Raw genomic sequence first — 24,972 nt, 5'->3', positions numbered from 1 at the left:
AGAAATGAGTGCTAATAAAACATTAAAACACGATTGGACGAAAGAAGAGCTATTAGAGATCTATAACAGGCCATTATTGGAATTGGTATATGAAGCCGCAACGGTACATAGGCAGTGGCATAATCCACAGGAAGTCCAGATTTCAACCTTGTTGTCAGTGAAGACTGGAGGCTGTCCGGAAGATTGTTCCTACTGTGGGCAGGCCGCACGGTACCATACCGACATCAAAGTGCAGGCCTTATTGCCAACAGAGACCGTTTTGGCCCATGCTAAAAAAGCAAAGGACAGCGGTTCTTCCAGGTTCTGTATGGCTGCTGCTTGGCGAGAGGTTAGGGACAATCGGGATTTTGATAGGATCATTGAAATGGTTCAAGGGGTCAATGAAATGGGCTTGGAAGTGTGCTGTACGCTAGGGATGTTAACCGAGGATCAAGCAAATAGGCTTCAGGAAGCAGGACTCTATGCCTATAACCATAACTTGGATACTTCTGAGGAGTTTTATGATGAGATTATCTCCACTAGGAAGTTCGACAATAGGATAGAAACCATCAAAAATGTCAGGAAAGCGGGGATTACCGTTTGTTCTGGAGGTATAATAGGTCTGGGGGAGAAAGCTGAAGATAGGATTTCGATGCTTCGCACTTTGGCCAATATGGAAAAACATCCAGAATCAGTACCAATCAATGCTTTGGCGAGGGTAGCCGGTACTCCTTTAGAGCATTTGCCAAAGATTGATGTGTGGGAAATGGTCAGGATGATTGCTACGGCGAGGATAGTATTGCCATCTTCTATGGTCAGGTTAAGTGCGGGGCGTATAGAGATGAATGAGGAGGAGCAGGCATGGTGCTTTATGGCTGGGGCAAACTCGATTTTCACGGGTGAAAGACAGACCCTTTTGGTGACTCCAAATCCTGGCGTGGATGAAGATATGCAGATGTTGAAGAACTTGGGATTAAAGCCAATGGAATTGAAAAAGGAGGGCTTTTGCAACAGCAATGCATAGACCGTGATATAGCGGTCAATTGGCATCCCTATTCGCAGATGAAGACCAGTACGCACCTTCCTATCGTACGTGGAAAAGATGCTTATCTTTTCGATATGGAAGGAAATCGCTATCTAGATATGGTAAGTTCGTGGTGGGTTACCCTTCATGGCCATTCAAATTCGTATATTGCCGATAAAGTCTATGAACAGCTTAATACTTTAGAGCAGGTCATCTTTGCTGGCTTTACGCACCTGCCGGCAATTACTCTTTCAGAACGGTTACTAGAATTGCTTCCTTCCAACCAGAAGAAGGTGTTTTATTCTGACAATGGTTCTACGGCAGTGGAAGTTGCCTTGAAGATGTGCATACAGTTTGCCTTCAACCAAGGCAAGCGCAAGAATAAGATTGTTGCTCTAAAGAACGGATATCATGGGGATACCTTTGGTGCCATGTCGGTAAGTGCTCGTGGACAGTGGACTGCTCCGTTTGCAGATTTGTTATTTGATGTCATATTTATTGATGCCCCGACGGCGGAAAACCTGGAAGAAAACAAAAAGATCATTGCTGAGCATGCCGATCAGATAGCCTGTTTCATTTACGAACCTTTGGTTCAAGGGGCAGGAGGGATGTTAATGCATCAGGCCGAACATTTGTCGGACTTAATGGTTTATTGTAAGTCGCATGGGATCATGTTGATTCAGGACGAAGTCTTTGTAGGCTTCGGAAGGACAGGGACTTTGTTTGCTGCAGATCAATTGAGCGAAAAACCCGATGTCATGTGTTTTTCAAAAGGATTGACCGGAGGAACGATGCCTATGGGTATTACGACTTGTACGGAGGAACTTTATCAAGCATTCTATTCGGACGAAAAGAAGATGGCTTTATTCCATGGCCATTCCTTTACTGCGAGTCCGATAGCATGTGCAGCTTCCTTGGCTAGCCTGGATTTATTTCTGCTTGATTCTACTCAGGTAAAGATAAAGGCCATAACGGAATGGCATAGTCAATTTGCTGAAGAGTTAAAGGGATATGAACAAGCAAAAAATGTCCGTCAAACAGGGACCATCCTTGCATTTGAATGGGAAACCCATACCGAGACCTCATATTTTAATAAGGTCCAGGAAAAGTTGTTCAATGAATTTATGGCGAGGGGGGTCTTATTGAGGCCAATGGGCAATGTGCTGTATATCCTGCCCCCATATTGCACGGAGAAAGAAGATTTAGATTATACCTATCAACAGATCTTGGAGCTGTTGAAAAACAATGATATTTAAGAAACTATTTGATAATAGTAGTGTGACTAAAAAGGCTTGCTGAGTTTACTCAAGCAAGCCGTTTTTATTTTTGTATGGTCCTTTCAGAAACCTTGAGATAGGCATTGCCATTTCGTTGATAGGTTTCTTCCTTTTTGGAGATTTTAAAATTGATCTCCTCTTCAGGATTGGCCTCTTCCTCAAACTCTGCCTCTCCTTCCTCCGATATTTTTAGGATAACATCATTTCCAAGCTGATGCTTTTTAGGGAAAACCAACTCCTCTGCATAATAAAAAACACCGGCATCCGAAACCGAAGTGGTTTTCGGTAGGGTCGTGAATTGTTCTCCATCCCAAGCGAAGTAATTTTCTTCGGAAGCTATTCCACAGGCCTCTCCTAGGAATTTAATTGCATAGATGGATTTCGCATAATTTAAACCAGGTTTGGTATTTAATTCACTTAAGGTATAGGATTGCTCAGAAGGATAGTAAGGAAAGCTTTTAGAGGCAAGCAATTCTTTGTTGGTGTTTAATATTTTGGCTTCTACCCAATAATAGTTTTCAAGCTCTTCATTGGATTTCCAAGCAAAGCCATACATGAAGGTTTCCCCGGACTTCTTATTCTGCACATGGTCTAGGCTCAATAGTCCTAACCAGATAAATCCAGTCTTTTTCTGATTGGCCTTCTGATATTCAATTTTATGCCAAGGCAGGTACATACCTCTTAAGGAGATGGGGTTTAATGATAATTCCTCCACAAATTTTACTTCCGTCCCTAAGGGAATTGAATCCAGCAATTCAGCTTTTGAGCTTGGCTCACTTCTGATATAGGCCATATTTACGAAAACCAAAGCTGAGCTATCCTTACTTGTATGGTAAAGGTTAAAGTCATCATAAACAAGGTAAGCAGCCGCTTCTTGTGATTTTGCCTGCTGAATGTTGAATATAAATAATGAAAAAATTATAAGAAGCGCGCTGAGCAATTTCATAGTGTGATTTTAAGACTATACAAAAATAACAAGATCCTTCTCAACAAATATAGCTGAAATCAGCTATTATTATCTATTTTAAGGAAGAGCCTTAAAATTATTTGAATACGGAGGCTTGGGTTTATTTAGTTGACTGTCAGAAACATGGGGGTATAATTGATATAAATCTAAACAATGTCTAGTAAAAAAGTATAGATTTTTCCAATAATATAATCTACTAATTAAGTAGATTTTATATATTTGCAGCAGAATTTATTAAATATGTATATCAAATCAACCCATAACAGTTTTCGAATGTGCGTAGGAGGTAGGTAAGCTAAGGAAGACTATCTCCAGTAATTTCTATTCCATTTTATTAATCCATTTCAAATTATTTACATGAACAGAACGATATATTTTTATCTCGTAGGGCTATTCTTTACCATAGGAATTGGTCAAACACAAGCCCAAAATATCATTAAAGGCAAGGTGCTGAATGAGCTGAATCAAGCGATTTCAGGAGCTACCGTTATCGATAAAACAACGCAGAAGCAAACCCAAACCAATGCTTCAGGGGAATTTACATTAGACTCTTCCAATCCGAGGACCCAGATCAAGGTTAGTTTTCTTGGCTATCAAGATCAGGATCTAGAGGTAAATGCTTCGGAGCCCATTACGGTACGTTTAGTACTTAGCAATGATGTCTTGGAGGAAGTGGTTGTGACCGCTTTGGGGATTTCAAGGGAAAAGAAAGCATTGGGCTATGCCGTGCAAGAAGTGAAATCAACAGAATTACAGACCAGACCTACCAATGCAATGGCTGCATTATCAGGAAAGGTAGCAGGTCTACAGATTGTCTCATCCGGGGGAAATATGGGTGGATCAACCCGTACGCTATTAAGGGGAATCAACTCCATTGCAGGTAGCAATCAACCGCTTTATGTGGTAGACGGAACTCCGATTGATAACTCGGATCTAAACTCCTCTTCGACCATCAACGGCTCGGCGGGTAAGGATGTTGGAAACATGATCCAAGATCTAAATCCAGATGATATTGAGAATATTTCAGTCCTTAAAGGGCCATCTGCTGCGGCGTTATATGGCTCGAGAGCATCCAATGGGGTGATTTTGATCACGACCAAACGTGCGGGAAAAGGCGAGCAAGTCAGCATTGATTTAAATACAGGTCTGGAATTCGAAAACATTGTCAGGCTCCCAAAACGCCAGCATCTATATGGTCAAGGCTATAGCCAAAACTTTCAAACGGTCAATATTGAAGGGAAAGACTATAAAATAGTGGATTACGCTGCTGATGAAAGCTGGGGACCAAAATTAGATGGAACGCCAGTTTTGCAATGGTACAATTTAAATCCAGAAGATGCTGCAGATTATTTAAACCCATCTCCTTGGTTATATCCAGAGCATGATGTCAGTTATTTCTTCAATACCGGTTTGGCAAATACCAACAATATCGCTATTGCGGGAAATTCAGGAAATACGAATTATAGATTTTCTTACACCAACAAGAATGTAAAAGGAACAGTTCCCAACTCTACCTTGGGGCGTAATACCCTAAATTTCTCAGGGGGTACCAAATTAGGTAAGTTGAGCATCAATTCCAGTATCAATTACATCCACAATACCTCTTTAGGTAAACCATGGACTGGAGCATCCAACAGAAATATTATCTTGGAGGCTTTCCAATGGGGAGCGGTGCAGGTAGATTATAAACGCTTAGAAAACTACAAGCGCCCAGATGGAACTCCATTGGCATGGAATAGAACAGGTTGGCAAAACACGCCAGCAGCAGAAGCGACCCGTTTTATCGACAACCCTTATTGGTCGGCTTATGAAAGTTATTTAGAAGAAAAGAGAGACCGTTTCTATGGTAATATTGGCGCACAATATGAAGTGACCGATTGGTTACAGATCGGGGCTAAAGTCCATGGCGATATCTACCAGTTCGGGACTCAGGATCGTATTGCGGTATACTCACGCAGTGCTTCCCAATATGAAGAGACCAGCAATAAATTAAACGAATACAACTATGAATTCTTGGCTACTGCCAAAAAGAATTGGGATAAGATTTCTTTGGTAGCCAACGTAGGAGCAAACTTAAGAGATCAGCACAGAAAAGTTGATTATGCCATCACCCAAGGTGGTTTGATTGTACCTAACTACTACAATTTAAAGAATGCATCCAGCGTAAAGATTGAAAACTTTACCTACAACCGCCGTATTGCCTCTTTGTATGGTAGTGCTTCCTTAGGTTACAATGACCTATTGTTTTTAGATGCTACAGTGCGTAATGATTGGTCATCGACCTTACCGAGCCATGCAAATTCCTTTATCTATCCATCATTTACCGGAAGTTTTGTGTTTTCACAATTGCCAGCTATCCAAAGTCTAGACTGGTTGTCTTTCGGAAAGGTCAGGTTAGGTTGGGCACAGGTAGGTAATGATACCGACCCATACCAATTGAACAAGGTTTATGATGTAGAACAATCATTTGATGGTAAACCATCCAATAAACTGCCTTCAACCTTGAACAATGCCGATCTAAAACCAGAGATCACCAGTTCGTGGGAGACAGGTCTTAACGTGCAGTTCTTCAGAAATAGATTAGGTTTTGATGTTACATACTATCACAACACCTCCAGAAACCAGATACTTCCCATTCCAGTTTCATCAGCTTTTGGCTATGAAGCGAAGGTCTTGAATGCCGGAAAAGTGGAGAATAAAGGTATTGAGGTAATATTGAATGCAACGCCAGTTCGATCTGAAAATTTTGAATGGAACTCAAGTATTAACTGGGCGAGAAACAGAAATAAAGTCCTTAAACTGGATGAACTCGTGAATACCTTAACCTTAAGTTCTTCCTTGATCAACTTGGTGGCTAGAGAGGGGCAACCATACGGACAGCTATTAGGTTATGATTTTGTCTATGCAGATGGGCAACGCGTGATCAAAGAAGATGGAACCTATCAAAGAACCTCTCAATTGGTTCCTTTAGGCTCTGTGTTACCAGATTATCTATTTGGATTCCAAAACAGTTTCCGTTATAAAAACTTCAACTTTGGATTCTTGATCGATGGTCGTGTAGGTGGAAGTTTCTATTCGCAGACCTATAATGTCGGCATGTATTCCGGAATCTTGGAGCGTACCGCTGAAAATAATGTCCGTGAAGATGGTATTGTCTTAGAGGGGGTAAAGGCTGATGTCGTATTTAATGCAGATGGAACCTATTCAACAAGCAATATCAGACCCAATGATACAAGGATTACCGCTCAACAATGGGGAAGGAATGAATCCAGTGGACCGACTACATTCTCCGTTTTTGATGGCACTTTCGTCAAGCTTAGGGAAGTCACTTTAGGCTATACCATTCCTTTAAACAACCCTAAGGTGGTAAAGGGAGTGCGATTATCAGCCTATGCGAGAAATGTTTGGAATATCTATACCAAGAGTAAATACATCGATCCAGAATTCACCAACAGTAGTGGGAATGTTCAAGGAATAGAGGGAGGAAATATTCCAACGCCACTGACCTATGGATTTAATGTTAACCTTAAATTTTAATGCTAGAAAAAATGAAAATTAAACATATCCTATATACATCTTTGCTGTCCTTGAGTTTTATCTCTTGTTCCAAAGATACCTTGCAAGAGATTAATGTCGACCCAAATAGGCCATCAAATGTACCTACACCCAGTCTTTTTCTGTCTGCTGAAAGGCAGGTGGTCAATGCCCTGAGAAGCGAGAGCATTCATTTCCGAGGAGCCCAGCTCTTTGCCCAATATTTTAGCCAGAATATCTATACCGATCAATCCAGGTATTTGGTTTCCGCAGGATATTCCGATGAATATTGGACCAATACGTACAAGGCCTTAAGCAACCTAAATGAAATCATCCTGCTGAATGAAGATGAAGCGACGAAAATACAGGCACAAGCAAATGGTGCTGGTGCGAATTCTACGCAGATAGCTATTGCTAGGATCTTGAAATCCTTTGCATTCCATTCCTTAACGGATGTTTTCGGTGATATCCCTTATGAGTCCTATGGTAACAAGGATGCTGATTTTGAAGCATTGAAGAGAAATCCAGATATCCTGACTCCTAAATATGCTTCTCAGGAGAAAATTTACAAGGATATCCTAAATGAGCTTAAGGTTGCAGCCGATACATTGGCGAAATATAAGGCTGGGGTGACCTTCGGAACTTCAGATATCGTATATCAAGGGAAGAATGAGAAATGGTTCAAGTTTGCCAATTCATTAAGGTTGAGGCTGGCGAATCGCATCCTGACCAAGGATAAGGCATTGGCGACCCAGCATATTGAAGATGCATTGAAAAAAGGCGTATTTACCTCGAATGCTGATAATGCCGGCTTTACCTTTTCCAGTGCTTCACCATATGAAGCTCCATTGTTTAGGGCTACCGTAACGGCAAATAGAAAGGATTTTGCAGTTTCTCATGTTCTTATTGACGTATTGAAAGGGGACCGAGGTCCATTTAAGATTGAAGACCCAAGGTTGAGCAAGTATGCAAAGCCAAACAGTAAAAATATTTATAAGGGTCAGCCTTATGGCTTACCATTAGCAGCTGGAAATCTTTTCCCGTTAGATAGTATTTCTTTGCCAGGAGACTTGGTCAATAGAGCAAATGCCTTTGAGGTTCTGCAGGAATATTCCGAAGTGGAATTCTTGATTTCTGAATATAAAGGTTGGGAACAGGCGAGTTATGAAAATGGTGTAAAAGCTTCCCTAGAACGCTGGGGAGCCAGTCCTGCTGAAGTAACGGCCTATTTAATGAAAGTCCCAAAAGCAAATAAGGAAAATGTCCTCTCTCAAAAATACTTGGCTTTGTACGGTCAAGGTATTGAATCCTGGACAGAGATCCGAAGAACAGGATACCCGCTGTTCCTGGTTAAAAAAGGAGAGGTGGTTTGGTCAGGAACGGTGGAAGGAAAACCAGTATCCTATTCTTTTGTGCCTGAGATAGGAGATGCCATTCCAAGTAGATTGGTGTATCCTTTGAAGGAGCAAAGTACCAACAAGACTAATTATCAATCTGCCTTAAGCAATCAAGGTGATGATGTGCAGTTCACGAAAATTTGGTGGAATAAGTAAAATGTAATCAATAATTGTAAGCGGAGATCATTTATGGGTCTCCGTTTTTTTTATGCACAGTTCTGAAAGCAGCTAGTTGAATAACTTATTGAAAAATTAATATTAAGAATTTGAAATTAAAATTCTAATATCGTAATATTGCGATGTTATTGTCCTTCTTCTCTCTCGGAGGTATGGTCAACAGCAGTATTATATGTTTATTTCTTTATTTCAATTTATGAATGCCAATTTAACAAACAGCATAAACCAATTAAACTGGTTAGGCTTTGACAATGCAGAGCGTAAAGAAACTCTAAGACCATTAATCGACTTCATCCAGCATAAATTAAATGCTCAGGAAAAAATCAACATCAACTTCATCTGTACACATAATTCACGTCGAAGCCATTTGTCTCAAATCTGGGCACAGACAGCAGCTTCCTATTTTAATATTCCCAATGTAAATTGTTATTCGGGAGGGACCGAAGAAACAAGATTGTTTCCAGCTATCATTGATACCTTGCTGGCGCAAGGCTTTGAGGTCCTGCAATTATCCGATTCGGAAAATCCCATCTATGCAATAAAGTACTCGAGAAAGGATTCTCCTATTATTGGTTTTTCTAAAAAACATGAGCATCCATTTAATCCTGACGCGGGGTTTGCCGCCATTATGACTTGTTCCCAAGCAGATGCAGGCTGTCCGTTTATTCCGGGTGCCGAAAAAAGAATTCCGTTGACGTATGAAGATCCCAAGATTTCAGATGGTACACCCGAACAAGCAGAAGTCTATGCCAGACGCAGTCTGCAGATTGCGGAGGAAATGTTCTATGTCTTTTCACAGATCAAATCCTAATAGATGAATTCAAAACTAAAATTCCTTGATCGCTACCTTACCCTTTGGATCTTTTTAGCCATGGCAATTGGAGTTGCTATTGGTAAAATGATTCCTTCATCTTCGCAATGGATCAACCATTTCCAAACGGGCTCGACGAACATTCCTTTAGCCATTGGACTTATTCTCATGATGTATCCACCATTAGCCAAGGTGAAGTATGAGCATATCGGGAAAGTATTCCGGAATATTAAAGTATTGACGACATCCTTAATCTTAAATTGGGTTATCGGGCCTATTCTCATGTTTGTCTTGGCAATATTGTTCCTCAACGGTTATCCCGAGTACATGACGGGATTGATTTTGATCGGTTTGGCTCGCTGTATTGCCATGGTGGTTGTTTGGAATGAACTCGCAGAAGGAAATCGGGAATATGCAGCCGGTTTGATTGCATTGAATAGTATCTTCCAGGTAATCTTATATAGCCTTTATGCTTACGTTTTTATTACCGTATTGCCCCCATATTTCGGTGTTGCTGGAATTTCAGTGGATATTTCAATCTTAGAAATTGCGAAGAGTGTGGGTATTTATCTGGGTATTCCATTTCTAATGGGGATTATTAGTAGATATGCATTAATTGCCTTAAAAGGAGAAGATTGGTTCCAAAATAAATTTATTCCATTCATCTCTCCAATCACTCTTATTTCGCTACTTTTTACCATCATCGTTATGTTTAGTCTCAAAGGGGAAATGATCGTGCAATTACCTCTTGATGTCCTTAGGGTAGCCATACCCTTAGTCATTTACTTTGCCATTATGTTCGTTGTTAGCTTTCTGGCAGGGAAAAGGGTGGGAGCAGATTATTCGCAAAGCACGGCTATAGCTTTTACGGCCGCCGGGAATAATTTTGAATTGGCCATTGCGGTTGCCATTGCGGTCTTCGGAATTAATAGTGGTCAAGCATTTGTCGGGGTGATTGGGCCCTTGGTAGAAGTGCCCGCATTGATAGCATTGGTAAATCTGGCCTTTTGGTTTCGAAAAAAATATTTTATGGTGAAACCAGTGTAATGAAAAAGCATCCAGTTCAAGATAATTCAACTGGATGCTTTAATTTCTTCACTTAGCTTTTTTTCCTTGCTGTAATGGAGTACAACATCGGAATGGTCTTCTCCAATCCTTTGATTTGATAATTGCCGGCTTCAATTTCTACTGTATTTTTAAAACAATTGTAAGGCGAATAATCATATTCTGCGAAGGATTCTATTTGAAGTCCATTGTTCAATAAACCTTGGAAAACTTCAGATAAGGAGTGGTTCCAAGAAACTTCCTCGGCAACAATGTCTGCATTCCGATCGGCATAAGTTCCTTCTTGGACTTCAATGATTGCACCATCATTAAAATAAGAATATTGGAACTTGCTGAAATCATAGTCAAACATCCAGACCACAGGATGGAACTCTACAAATACCAGTTTTCCTCCTGGCTTCAAGCATCTAGAAATGACCTCCGCCCAACGATTCAGGTCAGGTAGCCAACCGATAGTTCCGTAACTGGTAAAGACGATATCAAACTTTCCGTTCAGTGTAGCTGGGGCTTCATAGACATCCGAGCAGATAAATTCAGCATTTAGACCTAGTTGATCGTTTAATTTTTGAGCTTGTTCGATTGCTCGGTCAGAAAGGTCCAATCCCGTTATATTAGCGCCTAAGCGAGCAAGGGAAAGGCTATCTTGCCCAAAATGACATTGTAGGTGAAGGATTTCCTTGCCTTTAACATCTCCCAATAGCTCGATTTCAATAGGATTTAAAGAACTTTTCCCCTTTAAAAAGCCTTCGTTGTCATAAAAGTCACTGTCAACATGCGCTGCGGTTTTTTGATTCCACAGATTTTTGTTGATTTCCTTGTAATTATGTTGTTCTTTCATCGTTTATTGGTCCTACTGAGTGTCTGCATTCCGTTTCTCGGCAGCTACTTCTTTGTCTTCTTGGTTTGCTTCCAATTGATTGTCTTCTTGCTCTTCCTCAGCTCTTTCCTCAAATTGTATATGTACGAATATAGGAAAGTGATCGGAGTTATAGTTGTCCAATTTCTTTAATTCCCTCAATTTAAAATCGGCAGAGATAAATGCATGGTCCAAGGGGAATTGCATCAAAGGTTGTTTGGCGTGGAAGGTATTATAAAAACCTCTTCCTCTACGTGGATCGAGCAGTTCACTCATCTTAAGGAATAATTCGGTGGTATAGCTCCAGGCAACATCATTCAAGTCGCCAATAACTATCACCGGTAAATCACATTCCTTAGCTTTCTCTGCCACGATCAATAATTCCTTGTCCCTTTCTGTTGATCTTGGGTTTTCATTTGGAACAGGTGGAGTAGGGTGTACAGCATATACTTGGACAAGTTGTCCGGAAGGAAGCTCGATCTGGCAATCAATACTGGGTATTTCATCTTCCACAAGGTATTTCACCTCCGCATTATGGATTGGAAATTTAGAGTAAAATAACATCCCATAGGTATTGTCAATTGGAACTTTGACATGGTATTTGTATTCTGTTTCCAATGCCTGCGTTTGTCTATCCCATTCATGGCTAGTTTCTAATAGCAGCAAAAGATCAGGATTATTGCTATGGACAACACTCAAGCAACCTTTATAGTCATCGTTGTCCTCATACACATTGGAAATCATGACTTTCAGGCTATTCTTGTCATCAATTTTATCCGCCTTATAGACTTGTTTTTTCCAAACTGGAGTAAAGGGAAGGATTTGTTTGAGGAGATAGATGATATTGATGAGGATTAATATGCCAAAAACCAGCAGGACGGTATTTTGAAAATCTGCATGAATTAAATATATGATCAACCAGAGTATAGATAGGGCAAGTTTCTGGATTCTAGGGTATTCAAATACGCGAAAGGTCCAATGATCCTGACGGATCAGCGGCAGAAATGTGAAAATTAAAAGTAAACTCCCAAAGACAATTAGTGCGATCTCCATTTTACTAAAATAAGATAAAATTATTTTTGTTTGCCTAAGACTGAAAATGACCGCTAGGGAGTGATCCTTTTCCCCATGATGATGAGTCCCCTTTCCATGTCATCCAATTGCGCAATATTGGGCAGGTTTGCCCATTCCTCAAAATCAAAGTGCCTGAAAAGTTTCAGGCTTGGTTCGTTATGCGAGAATATAAAGCCTAACAGGGTTTTGATCCCCAGACTTGGAGCCTCTTTGATGGCATGTTCCAAAGCTGTTTTTCCCAGTCCCATTCCCCTTATGCTAGGGTCCAAATAAATGCTGATCTCCGCTGTAGCATTATAGGCCGGCCTGCCATAAAAGGATTGAAAACTGAGCCAGCCAACAGTTTTATCCTCCATTTCCAAAATCCATAAAGGTCTATGTTTGGCGTTATGCTCATAGAACCAATTGTTTCTGCTCTCAACGGATACAGGTTCTAGATCGGCGGTAACCATCCTGGAAGCAATCGTGCTATTGTATATTTCTACAATTCGGTCAAGGTCAGCATAGATGGCTTCTCTGAATTTAATGTTAGTCATGTGGATTTCTTTGGACAAATATAAGGTTTTGGGAGAGGTTTGAACCAGAATGCCTTTCCATCGTGCAATTATTAAATAATCTTGGTCCATCCTGTAATCATGTACCCTGAGCAGGGTCGGAGGGATCCTGGTTCAAACAGCAGGCGTATTAGGTACGCCCCAACAGTATTGGGGACAAGTATTTTTAATAATGCCTCGATTATATTATGATCTTGGTTTATCTTCTAATCCATTCTATCCTGGTTCATTTCCAGATCTTGGTCCATCCTCTTATCCATTCCATCCTGGTTCAAACAGCAACATATCAATCCCAGCATCCTCTTTTATTTATTGACTTTAAGATGTCCATTATTTTCGAATATTTTATTAAATTTCAATAATCTGAAAATCAGTGTTGTTACAATAAATCAATATACTATGGAACCAAGAAATAGGAAGAGTTACGATACGTTGAGCGAAGCGGTCAATGACTTGCAAAACATGGGTTATGTAGAGGATTTTGTGATTCAGGAAGATGGGGAGTGCTTGTTTTGCGTGGGGCGATCAAAGGAGCTTTCTCCAGAACAATTTGTGATTGATGAAATCTACCGTTTTGAGGGGATGACCGATCCGGGGGATGAAAGTATCTTGTTTGCTATTTCCTCGACGGATAATCTTATTAAAGGTCTTGTGATCAATAGCTTTGGTGCGGACTTTAGCTTTACAGCTTCAAGATTGGTGGAAGAATTGAACCGAAGAAAGAGAAATGATTAAACAGGTTGGTTTATTGTTTCTTTTCAATCTTGTACACGCATCGGTTTTCATCTGCTAATATATGTTTGACGCGATTCACTTCGAGGTCCTCGCCCAACAATGCCCTAAAGTTCTTGAGTTCTGCGCGGCAGAACTGCTGACATTCCGTTGCCGCAGCGCAAATGGGACAATGGTTTTCAATCAAGTAATAAGTCTGACCTTCCTTCTTCCATTCTGCCATATAGCCTTCTTCAGACCTGATTTGAGCCAACTTCTTTAATTTATCACTTGTGCTCTTGGAGCCCTTTAGTTTTTCCTCATAGCGTAAGAACGAACTTTTCTCACGATCGCTGATCAGCAGATCCAAGGCATTTTCACCTAATAGTGACTTGATGGATTGTAGGAGCTGTACCGTAATATCGGCGTGGTTATCTGGAAACTTTGCTAAGCCGGTCTGGCTCAAGGAATAATAGGTAAAGGGTCTGCCGACACCCGATTTCTTGCATACGCCATGTACCAGACCTTCCTCCGAAAGCTTTAATAATTGCTGCCTCGCACCTTCTTTTGTGATGCCTAATTCCTCCGCAATGCCAGCGGCATCAATTTCGCCGCGCATCTTCATCAACATAATTATTTTGTCTGAATTGTTCTTCTTCATTAGCCAAGTTATTTCTTGCTTTATTCTAACAAATATAATTAAATAATTTCAATAGATTTTTTCGAAGGAAAATAGGAAAAATCTATAATTACCAATAATACACTGTTTTTACAGCTGTAATAGGTTATTTTACTGTTAAACCGGTATTAATTCTATTTTAATAAAACAAGTTGAGGCTTGTTTTATTCAAGCTATTTTTTAACTTTGATTCATACGATCTAGAATCGATTGTTGGCTATTAATCCATTAATACAACCTTATCATGGAGAACTACATATTATCCTTTCGGGCGCCTTTAAATGCACTTTTGCAAAGGCAACAGATTTTTGAAAAGTTAGCTCGTGAATATCCTCAATTGGGTCCCATATCGATTGATATGGATGATAAACAATATGTCATGAATGTAAATGCTCCTGGGCGGCTGGAGAATGATATTCAAAACACCTTGTTGAGCTACGGATTCCGCGTCGCTTTCTTAAAAGCCGATCTGGTTAAAGTACTTGATCCTAAGGTCAAGATTGCTTAATATTTTTTCATTTCTATTTGTCAGGCGGGTCTTTCAGAAGAGGGATCCGCTTTTTTGTTGTGCTAAAAGCAGCATATTCTGTCGTAACCGAGCAAACCAGCCTAACTTTATGAAAGTTTTTAATAATTATTAAGTGTTTTATTTAATGATTTATGTGCCTAGATTTCGATTTAAGCAAGAAAACGCCTTTTAAACAAGAAATTTTACAGGATGGTACAGGATGGATCGATAATGGAATCTTTTTAGATTTGGACAAAGGGCATTGGTACTGCTTTAAAAATAAAACCTAAACTCAACCTTGGTGAAGGGTTATAATTACAATAGGATGGGCCTTGCATAATTATAACCCCTTACTTTATAAAAAAAATCATTGAATAAAAACATAAACAACATACAAGATCATCATTAATTAAATTGGTTCATAAGGGTTATCAATACCCGTTTCTGTAAATTCCCCAAAGCCCTTTGGGGAATTTTTTTTACCTTTCTCTTGTCGATAAAGTTTTGAAAATTTATCGATTTCCATTGGTCAAAATTCTAACTGAAATTCTTGGTTGCATTTAGGCCAAGTCTTGTTTTAGTCTTGGTCTTATTCGAGACATATTTTGAAATTTCCGAATATGTCTCGAACAAGACCAAAAGGAGGGTCGAAGGGTATATTCCATGAAAAATTTTTTTTAGAAAAAAAATTAGACAAAATTTTATCCTAAAATCTTAAGGTAAGAAGAAAACAGAATCTGATTAAATAATGTATTTTTGATTATGTCAAAAGAACAATTTTCGGGATTTACTTTTAGAAAAGCTTTGCCAGAAGAGGCAGAGTTGGTTTGGTCCATTATGCAAGAAGCTATTGATAAGCGGCGTGAAGAAGGGAGTCGGCAATGGCAAGATGGATATCCTAATCTGGATGTCGTGAAAACGGATATTGAAAAAGGATACGGATATGTGAGCATTGACCCTGCCGGTCAATTGACAGGCTATTTAGCCTTAATTTTCGACGGGGAACCAGCCTATGAGGCCATTGCTGATCAATGGTTGACTAATCGGCCTTTCTCGGTAGTGCATAGGATTGCCGTTTCCCAAACTACTTACGTAAAGGGACAGGCAACCTGGATGCTGGAGGAAGCACAGCAGGTAAGTTTGGATAAGGGGTACTTAAGCATGAAGGTCGATACCAATTTTGATAATACGGGGATGTTGCGGGTATTGGAAAAGTTAGGTTATGTATATTGTGGGGAAGTATACTTCCGTGGAAGTGCAAGGAAAGCTTTTGAAAAGAAATTAGATGAATAAAAAAGGGAAAAATAAAATCTTAAAATAAATAGAAAGAGGTTCTTAGGAACCTCTTTTTTTGATGAAATACTTTTTTTTCTGTCACCAAACCCAAAAAATAAACAGGATTTATTTAATAAAGTTTGTTTGGAAGATTAAAAAATTAACTCGGTAGTTTTCCAACACGCATAATGATCTTCCAAGTTACCTGTTTAGCCTCTTCTTCATCGGTCCAAAAAGGCTGTAATTCTTCCTTCAATTTAAAGAGAGGGTTCCTTTCCTCTTGCTGTATATACCGTTGGGTAGCTGACCAGCTCAACAGATGACCTAAAAAGTCCTGCAGTTTATATTTTTTACGGATATAGAATTCAGGGGGCTCGATTTCCCGGAAAGGGAAGGGTATGGTGGTGTATCCTTGTTGCAATAATTTGATTTCAGATGGCCAGTAAGGTCCGACGGTCTTATCATGGAAATTTTGGGTAATGGGGTCGATGTTCTTGTCGACCTGAGGGACAGCATAGGCCCATACCGCAATGATTCCATCTTTTTTTAGGACTCTTTTTGCAGCTTCGTAGAATTTATCGATATCGAACCAATGTATGGCCTGAGCTACGGTGATAATATCGACAGTATGTGCAGGAAGGCTAGGTTCTTCGGCTTTTTCCACATGGTAGGTAACCTTTTCATGCTGAAAAGCATTTTTGATCTGAGCCTCGCTAGGATCCGAGGCATAGACTTGGTCATAGAAATCGGCTAAATGTATGGCAGATTGCCCATTTCCCGTACCACAGTCCCACGCCAAGGCATGCGCTGGAGTTAAGTTGCTGAGATAATCATACAGTTCATGAGGGTATGATGGTCTAAACTGAGCATAAATAGATGCTTGTTTAGAGAAGTTGTCGCTAAATGTTGCCATAGTACCTTTTTATTACATCTATTTGTCTCTTAAATCTACGAATAATTGATGAGCAAAAAAGCTATTGTTTGAGATAATTTTTATTGATTATTAAGAGGATACGGATTTAGTAGATTTTTGTTGACAGAAGATTTGACAGACAGGTCTTTTTTAAAAAATGAATTTATCGAGATCTAATTCACAGAAAAAAGAAGGGGATCCTTCATAATCAAAAATTTCTCCGATTTCGAAGCCCATTTTTTTGAGAACGTTCAGCGACCCGATGTTTTCAGGATGTACGGTGGCATACAGATTTTTTAGGTTCATGACTTCTTTGGCATATATGACGGTCGCAATGCAGGCTTCTGAAGCGTATCCATTTCCCCAATGTTTTCTTTTCAATCTGTAACCCAGATCATAAAAATTGCTCCTGTCGTTTAAGGGGTAATCGATGTACTTTAAGCCGCACCATCCAATCATTTCCATATTGTCCTTTTTGACGATTGCCCAGCGCCCTATTCCATTTTCTTGGTATTGCTTTTGGATAAATTGTATGGCCTCATCGATTTCCTGTATGGATTCTATAGGTTGGTTGAAGATGTACCGATGGACTAGAGGGTCTGAATCCATCTCAAACATGTCGATTCGGTCTGTTAATGAAATTTGCCGGAGAATAAGCCTTTTGGTTTCAGAAATTGGAGACATCATTGAATTCAGTTTAATTTTTGGCTACTTGAAAATACAAAAATATAGTTGTTGGCGCAATTTTTAATTTATTTGTCGAAATAATCTGACAAAAAACAGGAGAAACTACAAATTATATTTGGCGATTTATGGCTTAATTATCTAATTTAGAGGCTTAATAAATCAAAAAAGTTTAATAAATCGTATTTTACCTACCTAAGAAAATCATAGTCAAAAGTCATCAGCCTTGATGACTTTTTTTTTGGGGTCATTGCTCAGGATCAGCCGAGTTTCTGTAGGGACCTTCTTGGTAATCGGGAAAAGCAGGAGTTTCCATCCTTAATAATTAACAATTACTTAATGTTTCTCTATCAAAATTTTATCTAACAATACCATCTTTTATAAAAAATTCAATTAATAAAATAATGAAAGAAATGTTTTTTAGATAAGTTTAAAGAGGTTAATGTCTTGGTTTTTAGTTTAGTGAAAAAATATTTGCAAAGAGTTATTTATTGTGAATCAATAATTCCGACACTTTCTCTTTATTAAAAAAATAATAAAAAATATGTTTTAATATTAAATTAATTTAAATATAGTTATTTTTGCAGAGGTAATTCCTTTGGGTAGTAGTTAAAATTTATTGCTGATTAAAAGTGCTAATCGCAGTGAACTGAACTGTATATGTACATACGATTCGGTTGAATAGTTTATTGACTAGGAGCGATTACGAACATGATTGGGGAGGAGTAGTAAGCTTTTGAAATATCTTAATTATTTTAATATGGAAATACCAAACAACACCTTGGAAGGGCAGGATCTTGAAAGGAAACTACAGGATGTCGCTGCGAATTGTTTTACCACATCAAAAAACTTGGAGAACTTGAGTGTTGAGCAACGGTCGCAGATTGTCGATTTATTTGATCGCATTAAATATAAGGACATTATCGATCAAGGATTTTGGAGTTTAGGCGGTGGATTGAACCATTATAAACTCAGTTTAAACGAGATCAAATTAACTTTATTGGAAATTTTGTCTTCGTGTTCAGACGAAAAGGAAAGATTGATCCTAAAGGAGATGTTTCTTTTCTTAAATATTCTTGATGAACCAAGTTTCTATCAGTTATTTGCCTTGAGACAATTGATACACTGTCCAGAAGAAATATTTGACGAGAAAGTCAAAGAAATCTCGGGAAATTATTTTGAATAATCATTCAACCCTTTTAGGCATCGGCAGATAGGGCAACCTCTCCATTAGTCCTGGTCTTCTGCTTGTTTTGAACCAGGGTAAATAAAAATCCTCTTATTTAGGGTGGGATTTGCCAGCTGACTGATGCCTTTTGTTTTAACGGATAATTTATGGAAAATTGACCAATATTTCCTAAATTTATCCCTAAAGGAGCAATAATTTATTTCTGTTTAAATAGATGCTCTGCAAAACCAAATAAACTTATATGTTTTTGACACCAATCAGCCCTGAGCACCAGTTTTTCAGGGAGAGTTTACGTTCATTTATTAAAAAAGAGATCCTTCCTCATATTGATCAATGGGAGAGTGAAGGTAAAATTGATAAAGCCATCTGGCGAAAAATGGGTGAGATGGGTTATTTAGGCTTAAATTTCCCTGAGGAATATGGCGGCTTGGACCTTGATTTTTATTACTCCCTTATTTTTTGTGAAGAACTATCCCATTGCTTTTCTGGCGGATTTACCATTTCAGTCCTAGTTACTGAATATATGTCTGCACCTTATCTATTAAAATATGGCTCAGCATTTCTGAAAGAAAAATACCTCAGTAAGGTGATTACAGGAGAATTAATCAGTGCTATCGCCATTACAGAACCTGGAGCAGGTTCCGATGTGCAAAATATAAAAACTACAGCGACTGATGAGGGTGATTATTACTTGGTCAATGGTTCCAAGACCTTTATCACCAATGGTTATTACGGTGATTTTTATATCACTGTGGTAAAAACAGATCCTAAAGCTGGATCTTCCGGAATCAGCTTGTTGTTAATTGATCGGGAATCTGAAGGTTTAACAACCAATAAAATTCAGAAATTGGGATGGCATGCTTCCGATACAGCAGAACTTGCTTTTGATAATGTAAAGGTTCCTAAAGACCATTTGATTGGCGAGTTGGGTAAGGGATTTAAATATTTGATGGGGGGATTGCAGCTGGAGCGTTTGACCGCTGCCATACATAGTCTGGCAACAGCGGAATCTGCAGTCGATTATACCCTACAGTATCTCAAAGAAAGGTCTGCTTTTAACAAACAATTGAAGGATTTTCAAGTTATTCGTCATAGGGTGTCGCAGATGATGGCTGATATTGAAGTGTTAAAAAGCTTTGTCTACCACTGCTGTGACCTGGAGAATCAGAAAAAATATGCCGTAAAGGAATGTTCCATTGCAAAACTGCAATGCAGTGAGCTGGCCATCAAGGTTGTGGGGGAATGTTTGCAGTTGTTTGGAGGCTATGGCTTTACAGAAGACTATAAAATTTCCAGGTTATACCGAGATGTTCGCGTAGGAACGATCATTGGCGGAACCTCCGAAATTATGCTTGAAATTCTGTCAAAGATATTCATTGATGAAGTGGATTATGAAAAACGTTAAATAACCGATGTAAATAAGAGGATAATGAGTAAAATTAAGGAGAGAATCAAAGAGCAAATCAGTGTCAGTAAAAATGCTGATGGGGTCTATCAATTGAGATGGATCAACGTAAGATCGCGCCCACATGATCTTTCATTGGATGAATTTAAGTTCTGTATCGAACTACTTCTTTCTGTCCTTAAAAAAAATGATTGTACCAGTCTACAATTGATCTTGGAAGGAAAGTTTAGGGATGCAGACTATGAAGAATTGATCTATACGGCCGGAAAGGAAGGCTTTCTGACAAAGTTAGAGCATATCGATGAAATGATCATCGAGCTTTCTGAAATCGACAAACCTACAGTTGTATTATTTGATAAAGCTTGTACAGGCTTGGCAGCAGCTTTTTTGTTGCTGTTTGATCAACGAATTGGGATCGGTCCTAAAGCCAAGATGGGATTTCCGGAAGGCGCCTTTGGTATGCTGACCGGAAACGGAAGCTTCACAAAGCTTTTAGGGCTTGTGGATGCAGAGTTGGTTTTTGACCTGTTGAACTCGGGTAGGATGATAAAACCTGAGGAAGCCGAAAAAGCAGGTCTTCTTCAAGACAGGATCAGTTCTTGGGAACAGGTCCAAGCTTGGCTTCAGGAAAATTCAACCTTCAACAGTGAGGATAAATTTAAATGGAAGGTAGATCCTGATCAGTTGTCAGCAGCTATACAGCAATTAAATGCCAAATCGATGAAGCCTTTGTTGATGACAGAGGTGTTGTTGAGTTTGATCCAGAACTCGGAAGGACAGAGTTTTAAAGACTTATTGACCAAGGAACACTTGGCTTATTTAGGACTATTGACCGCAAAGGAAACATTGGCAAGGGTAAGGACCTTCCATTATGCCGTAGAGGATGCAATTGCCATGTGCAAGGAGGTTGAGCAGGAAGAGATCAATAAGGTCGCTGTCATTGGGGCAGGGATGATGGGATCGGGGATTGCGTATGAGGTTGCAAAAGCAGGGATTGACGTGATCCTAAAGGATGTTGATCTGCAAAACGCAGAAAGGGGAAGAGCCTATTCCGAAAAGCTGTGCAACAAGCTGATCGAATTAAATAAAATGAAGGAGGATGATAAGCCTAAGATTTTGGAACGAATTCTTCCTACGGATCAATTAGAGGATTTAGATGGTGCTGAAATCATTGTTGAAGCGGTCTTTGAAGATAAACGGTTAAAAGCGGAAGTCATCAATGAAAGCAAGCGATTTCTAGCGCAGAGCGGTTTGTTTGCTTCCAATACAACTTCGCTTCCCATCAGTAAATTATCTAAATCATTTGATGATCCAAGTCGATTTATAGGTCTGCACTTTTTTTCGCCCGTTGACCGAATGGCCCTGGTAGAGGTTATCCGCGGCAAGGAGACTTCGGAGGAAACATTGGACAAAGCTTTGAGTTTTGTTGGCAAATTGAAAAAGATACCCATTGTGGTGAATGATGGGCCTGCATTCTTTACCTCGCGGATATTTTTCTATTACCTTTTAGAAGGAATCACCATGTTGTTGGAAGGTGTTCCTACGGAAAGAATTGAAGAAGCTGCAAAAAACGCGGGTTTTGGCGTTGGGCCATTAGCGGTTTTGGATGAGATATCCTTGCCATTGATGGTGCATGTATATGAGCAGCTTCCTGATATGAGCTTCAGCCAGAAAAGAGTTTATAACTACCTGCAAAGAATGATCAAGAAAGGGAGAACTGGCAGGAAATCTAGTCGTGGATTCTATGATTACCCCGATAATAAGCCGAAAAAATACTATGCCGATCCAGAGTTAAAGGATCTCGATAGCCAAATCTCGGCAAAGGATATCCAAGATCGATTACTGGCCGTCTTAGCCTTGGACAGTTACCGCTGTTTAGAGGAAGGGATTTTATTTAGCCCGATTGACGGTGATCTAGGTTCGGTCATGGGATTAGGATATCCGGTCCAGACCGGAGGCGTATTTGGATATATCGATATGATTGGGTTGGATGAATTCATCAAGATCTGCGAGAACTTTGGACAGTATGGTGATGAATGGGAAATTCCAGATTCATTAATCAAATTGAGAGACGAAGGATTCCAGTTCTATGATGGATTTGAATCTAATTGGGTAGATGAATAGGAGGCTGTTCAGAAAACTTTCAGATAAAGATAGTAGAATTGGGCTTATGAAGATAAGCCCAATTTTGTTTTATAGTCATCCTTCTGAAAGACTCAGCCAATGGTGATTATTAAGATTGTAATTCACCTTCTTTGTTACTTTTTCGTGGAAAATTATCCAAATTGAAGAAGGAGCTCATGGATACCAATTCTATTGTTACTTTTGACGCCTAAAAGTAACCAAACCGAAGAAGGAGCTGATGGATAACAATTCTATTGTTACTTTTGAAGCCTAAAAGTAACCAAACTTACAAAGGAGCTGATGGATAACAATTCTATTGTTACTTTTGAAGCCCAAAAGTAACCAAAAGGCTTCGGCTCATTTAAGATGGCTTTTCGCACGTACCTCCGCACATGAAAAGAATGCCTTGTTGTCGGGAATATCTTTCAAAAGATCATCCCTTTTGATGGGATGATCTTCTGAAAGCATTCCAAGGCCAATCCCATCGCACAGGGCAACGGCATTCTTTCCATTTTTCCGCCATTGGAAATGAGCCGGGGGCTAAAGAGCTTCCTTTGGAAGGATTATTTCTGTATTGAATAACCTCCAGGGGGTGGATCTTTGTGGAATCTGAATGTTTGAAATGGTGAACCCACAGCGTGGGTGAAATGTTTTTCTATACCCTTTCTGTGTCACCCTGAGGGCTCGCCGAAGGGTCTCGGAACTATCCATACTTCACTTGAAATGGTTTTCTCATCTTACGATTTCGAAATGACACACTTCTCTAAATAAAATAAAAAATAGATTCTTCGTTTCACTCTGAATCCCTCTTTAGTGCATTGTGATTCTGAACGGAATGTGAGGAATCTGTACGGTTCTCCTCACTAACTGCTTGTCATCCTTAACCGAAGGCTAAGGAACTGTACGCCAATGTTATGCGTCATTGATTAAGTCTGTAAAATTCCGATATCCTTCCTTCGTGCCAATGACAAGTCTGTTAAATCTGTGTTTTTCCTGATGAATTTTTCTTTTGGCGGACTACTGCCCATGGATGGGCGGAATTATATTAGGTGGTCTATTAACTAGAACATGGGTGGCTTCGTCAGAAATCTGAATTTATCTAAAGTATGTAAGTGGCGGGCGTATGTAATACGCCCCCCACGAAAAGGTGCTTAAATTTGGTCTAGAAAGCTATGTTCAATTCCACGATCTTGCTCTATCCTCTCATCCTTTTCATCCTGGTCCAAAACCTAAATCTTGGTCTATCCTCTAATCCTTCCCATCCTGGTTCAAAAAAAGCGGCCTGTTCAGCCGCTTCTTTATTTATACCATTAAATCCACTAATTCATGGACAGGGATATCTTTAATCTTATCGTAATCCAGGGTGTTTTCAAGAATTGTTTTCTGTTGTTTTTCTGCGAAGACCCTTGCAAGATTGATTTTATACTTTTCGATCAGTTTCGGGATTCCTTCATCACGGCGTCTACGGTGACCAATAGGATATTCCACTACCACCTCTTCCAATATCCTTCCGTCATTCAACTCAACGGTCAAGGCGTTAGCGATTGATCTTTTTTCAGGATCGTGGTAATCTTTGCTGAATTGAGGATCCTCGAAACAGGTTATTTTTTCCCTAAGGGCGTCGATCCTAAGATCTGCAGCAACATTATCTTCGTAGTCAGCAGCTGTCAGTCGACCAAAGATTAAAGGAACGGCCACCATATATTGGATAGCATGGTCACGATCCGCAGGATTATGTAGTGGACCTTTTTTATCTATGATCCGGATGGCTGCTTCGTGAGTCCTGATTTTGATACTCTTGATGTCATCGGATGATTTTCCGGCATCTTTTAATTGCTGATGCAAGGTCATCGCTGCCTCCACTGCAGTTTGAGAGTGGAACTCAGCTGGGAATGAAATCTTGAAAAGGACGTTTTCCATAACATAAGTTCCGTATGGGCGTTGGAATTTAAATGCATTTCCTTTAAAGGAGACATCATAAAATCCCCACACCGGAGCGGTCAATACGGAAGGATATCCCATTTCACCTTTTTGGGCAATCAAAGCCAAGCGAACTGCTCTGGAAGTTGCATCTCCAGCCGCCCAAGATTTACGGCTACCCGTATTAGGTGCATGTCTATAGGTCCTGAGTGACTGTCCATCTACAAAGGCAAGGGAAAGCGCATTGATCAGTTCCTCTTTGTTCAATCCCAATAGTTTGCTCACCACGGCTGTTGAAGCCACCTTTACCAAGATAACGTGATCAAGCCCAACCTTATTAAAGGAGTTTTCCAATGCCAGGACGCCTTGAACTTCATGGGCCATGATCATGGATTCCAAAACGTCCAACATGATCAAAGGTTTTTTGCCGGCAGCAACCCTGTTTCTGGAAATCCAATCGGCAACGGCGAGGATTCCGCCCAAGTTATCTGAAGGGTGTCCCCATTCTGCGGCTAACCAGGTGTCATTGAAATCTAGCCAACGGACCATGGCGCCAATATTGAATGCGGCTTGGATAGGGTCTAATTGAAAAGGTGTCCCTGGGACCTTAGCACCATTTGGAACTACCGTTCCGGGAACAATGGGGCCCATTAATTTTGTGCAAGCGGGATAGGTTAGAGCTTCAAAGCCACAGCCTATAGTGTCAAGGAAACAATAGTGAGCTGTTTTTAAAGCTAAATCACTATTGATTTTAAAATCAAGGATATAATCTGCAATATCAACCAAAACCTGGTCAGGATTTGGTCTGTTGTTTGGAATATGTGATGACATTCTAATATATAAGTGTTT

At 39.8% G+C, this 24,972-nt stretch carries 20 protein-coding genes; 12 read left to right on the top strand and 8 right to left on the bottom strand.

All coding sequences use genetic code 11. The features are described 5' to 3' along the window. Positions 1-4: 4 nt before the first annotated feature. Positions 5-1,003 (top strand): biotin synthase BioB, encoded by a 999-nt coding sequence (gene bioB / locus NLF99_RS08120; RefSeq protein WP_254527661.1) that lies wholly within the window; start codon positions 5-7, stop codon positions 1,001-1,003. After that, positions 985-2,259, top strand: a complete 1,275-nt coding sequence (gene bioA, locus NLF99_RS08115; protein WP_254527660.1) for an adenosylmethionine--8-amino-7-oxononanoate transaminase — start codon at positions 985-987, stop codon at positions 2,257-2,259. Before bioB ends, bioA begins: the two co-directional genes overlap by 19 nt. A gap of 64 nt (positions 2,260-2,323) precedes the next feature. On the opposite strand, the gene NLF99_RS08110 is transcribed toward bioA, so the two are convergent. Continuing rightward, a complete protein-coding gene (locus NLF99_RS08110) occupies positions 2,324-3,226 on the bottom strand; it encodes an SH3 domain-containing protein (RefSeq protein ID WP_254527659.1) in 903 nt (300 codons plus the stop codon). Between the two features lie 378 nt (positions 3,227-3,604). On the opposite strand from NLF99_RS08110, the gene NLF99_RS08105 reads away from it, so the two are divergent. From NLF99_RS08105 to arsB, 4 genes are all read left to right on the top strand, one after another. After that, positions 3,605-6,784, top strand: coding sequence for a SusC/RagA family TonB-linked outer membrane protein (locus NLF99_RS08105; protein ID WP_254527658.1), 3,180 nt, complete (start codon positions 3,605-3,607; stop codon positions 6,782-6,784). 11 nt (positions 6,785-6,795) lie between these two features. Next, positions 6,796-8,334: a SusD/RagB family nutrient-binding outer membrane lipoprotein gene (locus tag NLF99_RS08100; protein ID WP_254527657.1), complete on the top strand. Its 1,539-nt coding sequence runs from the start codon at positions 6,796-6,798 to the stop codon at positions 8,332-8,334. A gap of 217 nt (positions 8,335-8,551) precedes the next feature. Then, complete coding sequence (locus tag NLF99_RS08095; RefSeq protein ID WP_254527656.1) at positions 8,552-9,166, top strand: low molecular weight phosphatase family protein; 615 nt, start codon at positions 8,552-8,554, stop codon at positions 9,164-9,166. 3 nt (positions 9,167-9,169) lie between these two features. Then, positions 9,170-10,213 carry an ACR3 family arsenite efflux transporter gene (gene arsB / locus NLF99_RS08090; protein ID WP_254527655.1) on the top strand — a complete coding sequence of 348 codons (1,044 nt, stop codon included), beginning with the start codon at positions 9,170-9,172 and terminating at the stop codon, positions 10,211-10,213. A gap of 52 nt (positions 10,214-10,265) precedes the next feature. Here the strand turns inward: arsB and NLF99_RS08085 are convergent, their stop codons facing one another. From NLF99_RS08085 to NLF99_RS08075, 3 genes are read right to left on the bottom strand one after another with little or no spacing between them, the layout of a single operon-like run. Continuing rightward, a complete protein-coding gene (locus NLF99_RS08085; protein WP_254527654.1) occupies positions 10,266-11,069 on the bottom strand; it encodes a class I SAM-dependent methyltransferase in 804 nt (267 codons plus the stop codon). A 12-nt stretch (positions 11,070-11,081) separates the two neighbouring features. Continuing rightward, positions 11,082-12,140 carry an endonuclease/exonuclease/phosphatase family protein gene (locus tag NLF99_RS08080; protein WP_254527653.1) on the bottom strand — a complete coding sequence of 353 codons (1,059 nt, stop codon included), beginning with the start codon at positions 12,138-12,140 and terminating at the stop codon, positions 11,082-11,084. 53 nt (positions 12,141-12,193) lie between these two features. Further along, entirely contained in the window at positions 12,194-12,697 is a 504-nt protein-coding gene (locus NLF99_RS08075) for a GNAT family N-acetyltransferase (protein WP_185212583.1), read from the bottom strand. Between the two features lie 417 nt (positions 12,698-13,114). Here NLF99_RS08075 and NLF99_RS08070 point away from each other — a divergent pair, with 417 nt between their 5' ends. Continuing rightward, on the top strand, positions 13,115-13,450 hold the full coding sequence (locus NLF99_RS08070; RefSeq protein ID WP_185216808.1) for a phosphoribosylpyrophosphate synthetase: 336 nt from the start codon (positions 13,115-13,117) through the stop codon (positions 13,448-13,450). A gap of 10 nt (positions 13,451-13,460) precedes the next feature. Here NLF99_RS08070 and NLF99_RS08065 read toward each other — a convergent pair whose 3' ends face one another. Further along, positions 13,461-14,087: a metalloregulator ArsR/SmtB family transcription factor gene (locus NLF99_RS08065; RefSeq protein WP_185212581.1), complete on the bottom strand. Its 627-nt coding sequence runs from the start codon at positions 14,085-14,087 to the stop codon at positions 13,461-13,463. 262 nt (positions 14,088-14,349) lie between these two features. Between NLF99_RS08065 and NLF99_RS08060 the strand changes: the two genes are divergently transcribed. Further along, positions 14,350-14,613 (top strand): hypothetical protein, encoded by a 264-nt coding sequence (locus NLF99_RS08060; protein ID WP_254527652.1) that lies wholly within the window; start codon positions 14,350-14,352, stop codon positions 14,611-14,613. Positions 14,614-15,375: 762 nt separating this feature from the next. Continuing rightward, positions 15,376-15,906: a GNAT family N-acetyltransferase gene (locus tag NLF99_RS08055; protein WP_254527651.1), complete on the top strand. Its 531-nt coding sequence runs from the start codon at positions 15,376-15,378 to the stop codon at positions 15,904-15,906. A 142-nt stretch (positions 15,907-16,048) separates the two neighbouring features. On the opposite strand, the gene NLF99_RS08050 is transcribed toward NLF99_RS08055, so the two are convergent. Together NLF99_RS08050 and NLF99_RS08045 are read right to left on the bottom strand one after the other, a co-directional pair. Beyond that, positions 16,049-16,801 (bottom strand): class I SAM-dependent methyltransferase, encoded by a 753-nt coding sequence (locus tag NLF99_RS08050; RefSeq protein WP_254527650.1) that lies wholly within the window; start codon positions 16,799-16,801, stop codon positions 16,049-16,051. A 150-nt stretch (positions 16,802-16,951) separates the two neighbouring features. Further along, positions 16,952-17,488 (bottom strand): GNAT family N-acetyltransferase, encoded by a 537-nt coding sequence (locus tag NLF99_RS08045; RefSeq protein ID WP_254527649.1) that lies wholly within the window; start codon positions 17,486-17,488, stop codon positions 16,952-16,954. Between the two features lie 757 nt (positions 17,489-18,245). On the opposite strand from NLF99_RS08045, the gene NLF99_RS08040 reads away from it, so the two are divergent. From NLF99_RS08040 to NLF99_RS08030, 3 genes are all read left to right on the top strand, one after another. After that, entirely contained in the window at positions 18,246-18,671 is a 426-nt protein-coding gene (locus NLF99_RS08040) for a hypothetical protein (RefSeq protein WP_185212577.1), read from the top strand. Positions 18,672-18,915: 244 nt separating this feature from the next. Next, entirely contained in the window at positions 18,916-20,079 is a 1,164-nt protein-coding gene (locus NLF99_RS08035; protein WP_254527648.1) for an acyl-CoA dehydrogenase family protein, read from the top strand. Positions 20,080-20,103: 24 nt separating this feature from the next. Continuing rightward, entirely contained in the window at positions 20,104-22,203 is a 2,100-nt protein-coding gene (locus NLF99_RS08030) for a 3-hydroxyacyl-CoA dehydrogenase NAD-binding domain-containing protein (protein ID WP_254527647.1), read from the top strand. A gap of 1,302 nt (positions 22,204-23,505) precedes the next feature. On the opposite strand, the gene NLF99_RS08025 is transcribed toward NLF99_RS08030, so the two are convergent. Then, entirely contained in the window at positions 23,506-24,954 is a 1,449-nt protein-coding gene (locus NLF99_RS08025) for a bifunctional 2-methylcitrate dehydratase/aconitate hydratase (RefSeq protein WP_254527646.1), read from the bottom strand. Positions 24,955-24,972: the final 18 nt, after the last annotated feature.

It is taken from the genome of Sphingobacterium sp. LZ11T8, assembly GCF_024261425.1.
In the GTDB taxonomy this organism is placed as follows: domain Bacteria; phylum Bacteroidota; class Bacteroidia; order Sphingobacteriales; family Sphingobacteriaceae; genus Sphingobacterium.
This window is presented reverse-complemented; position numbering and strand designations above follow the sequence as displayed.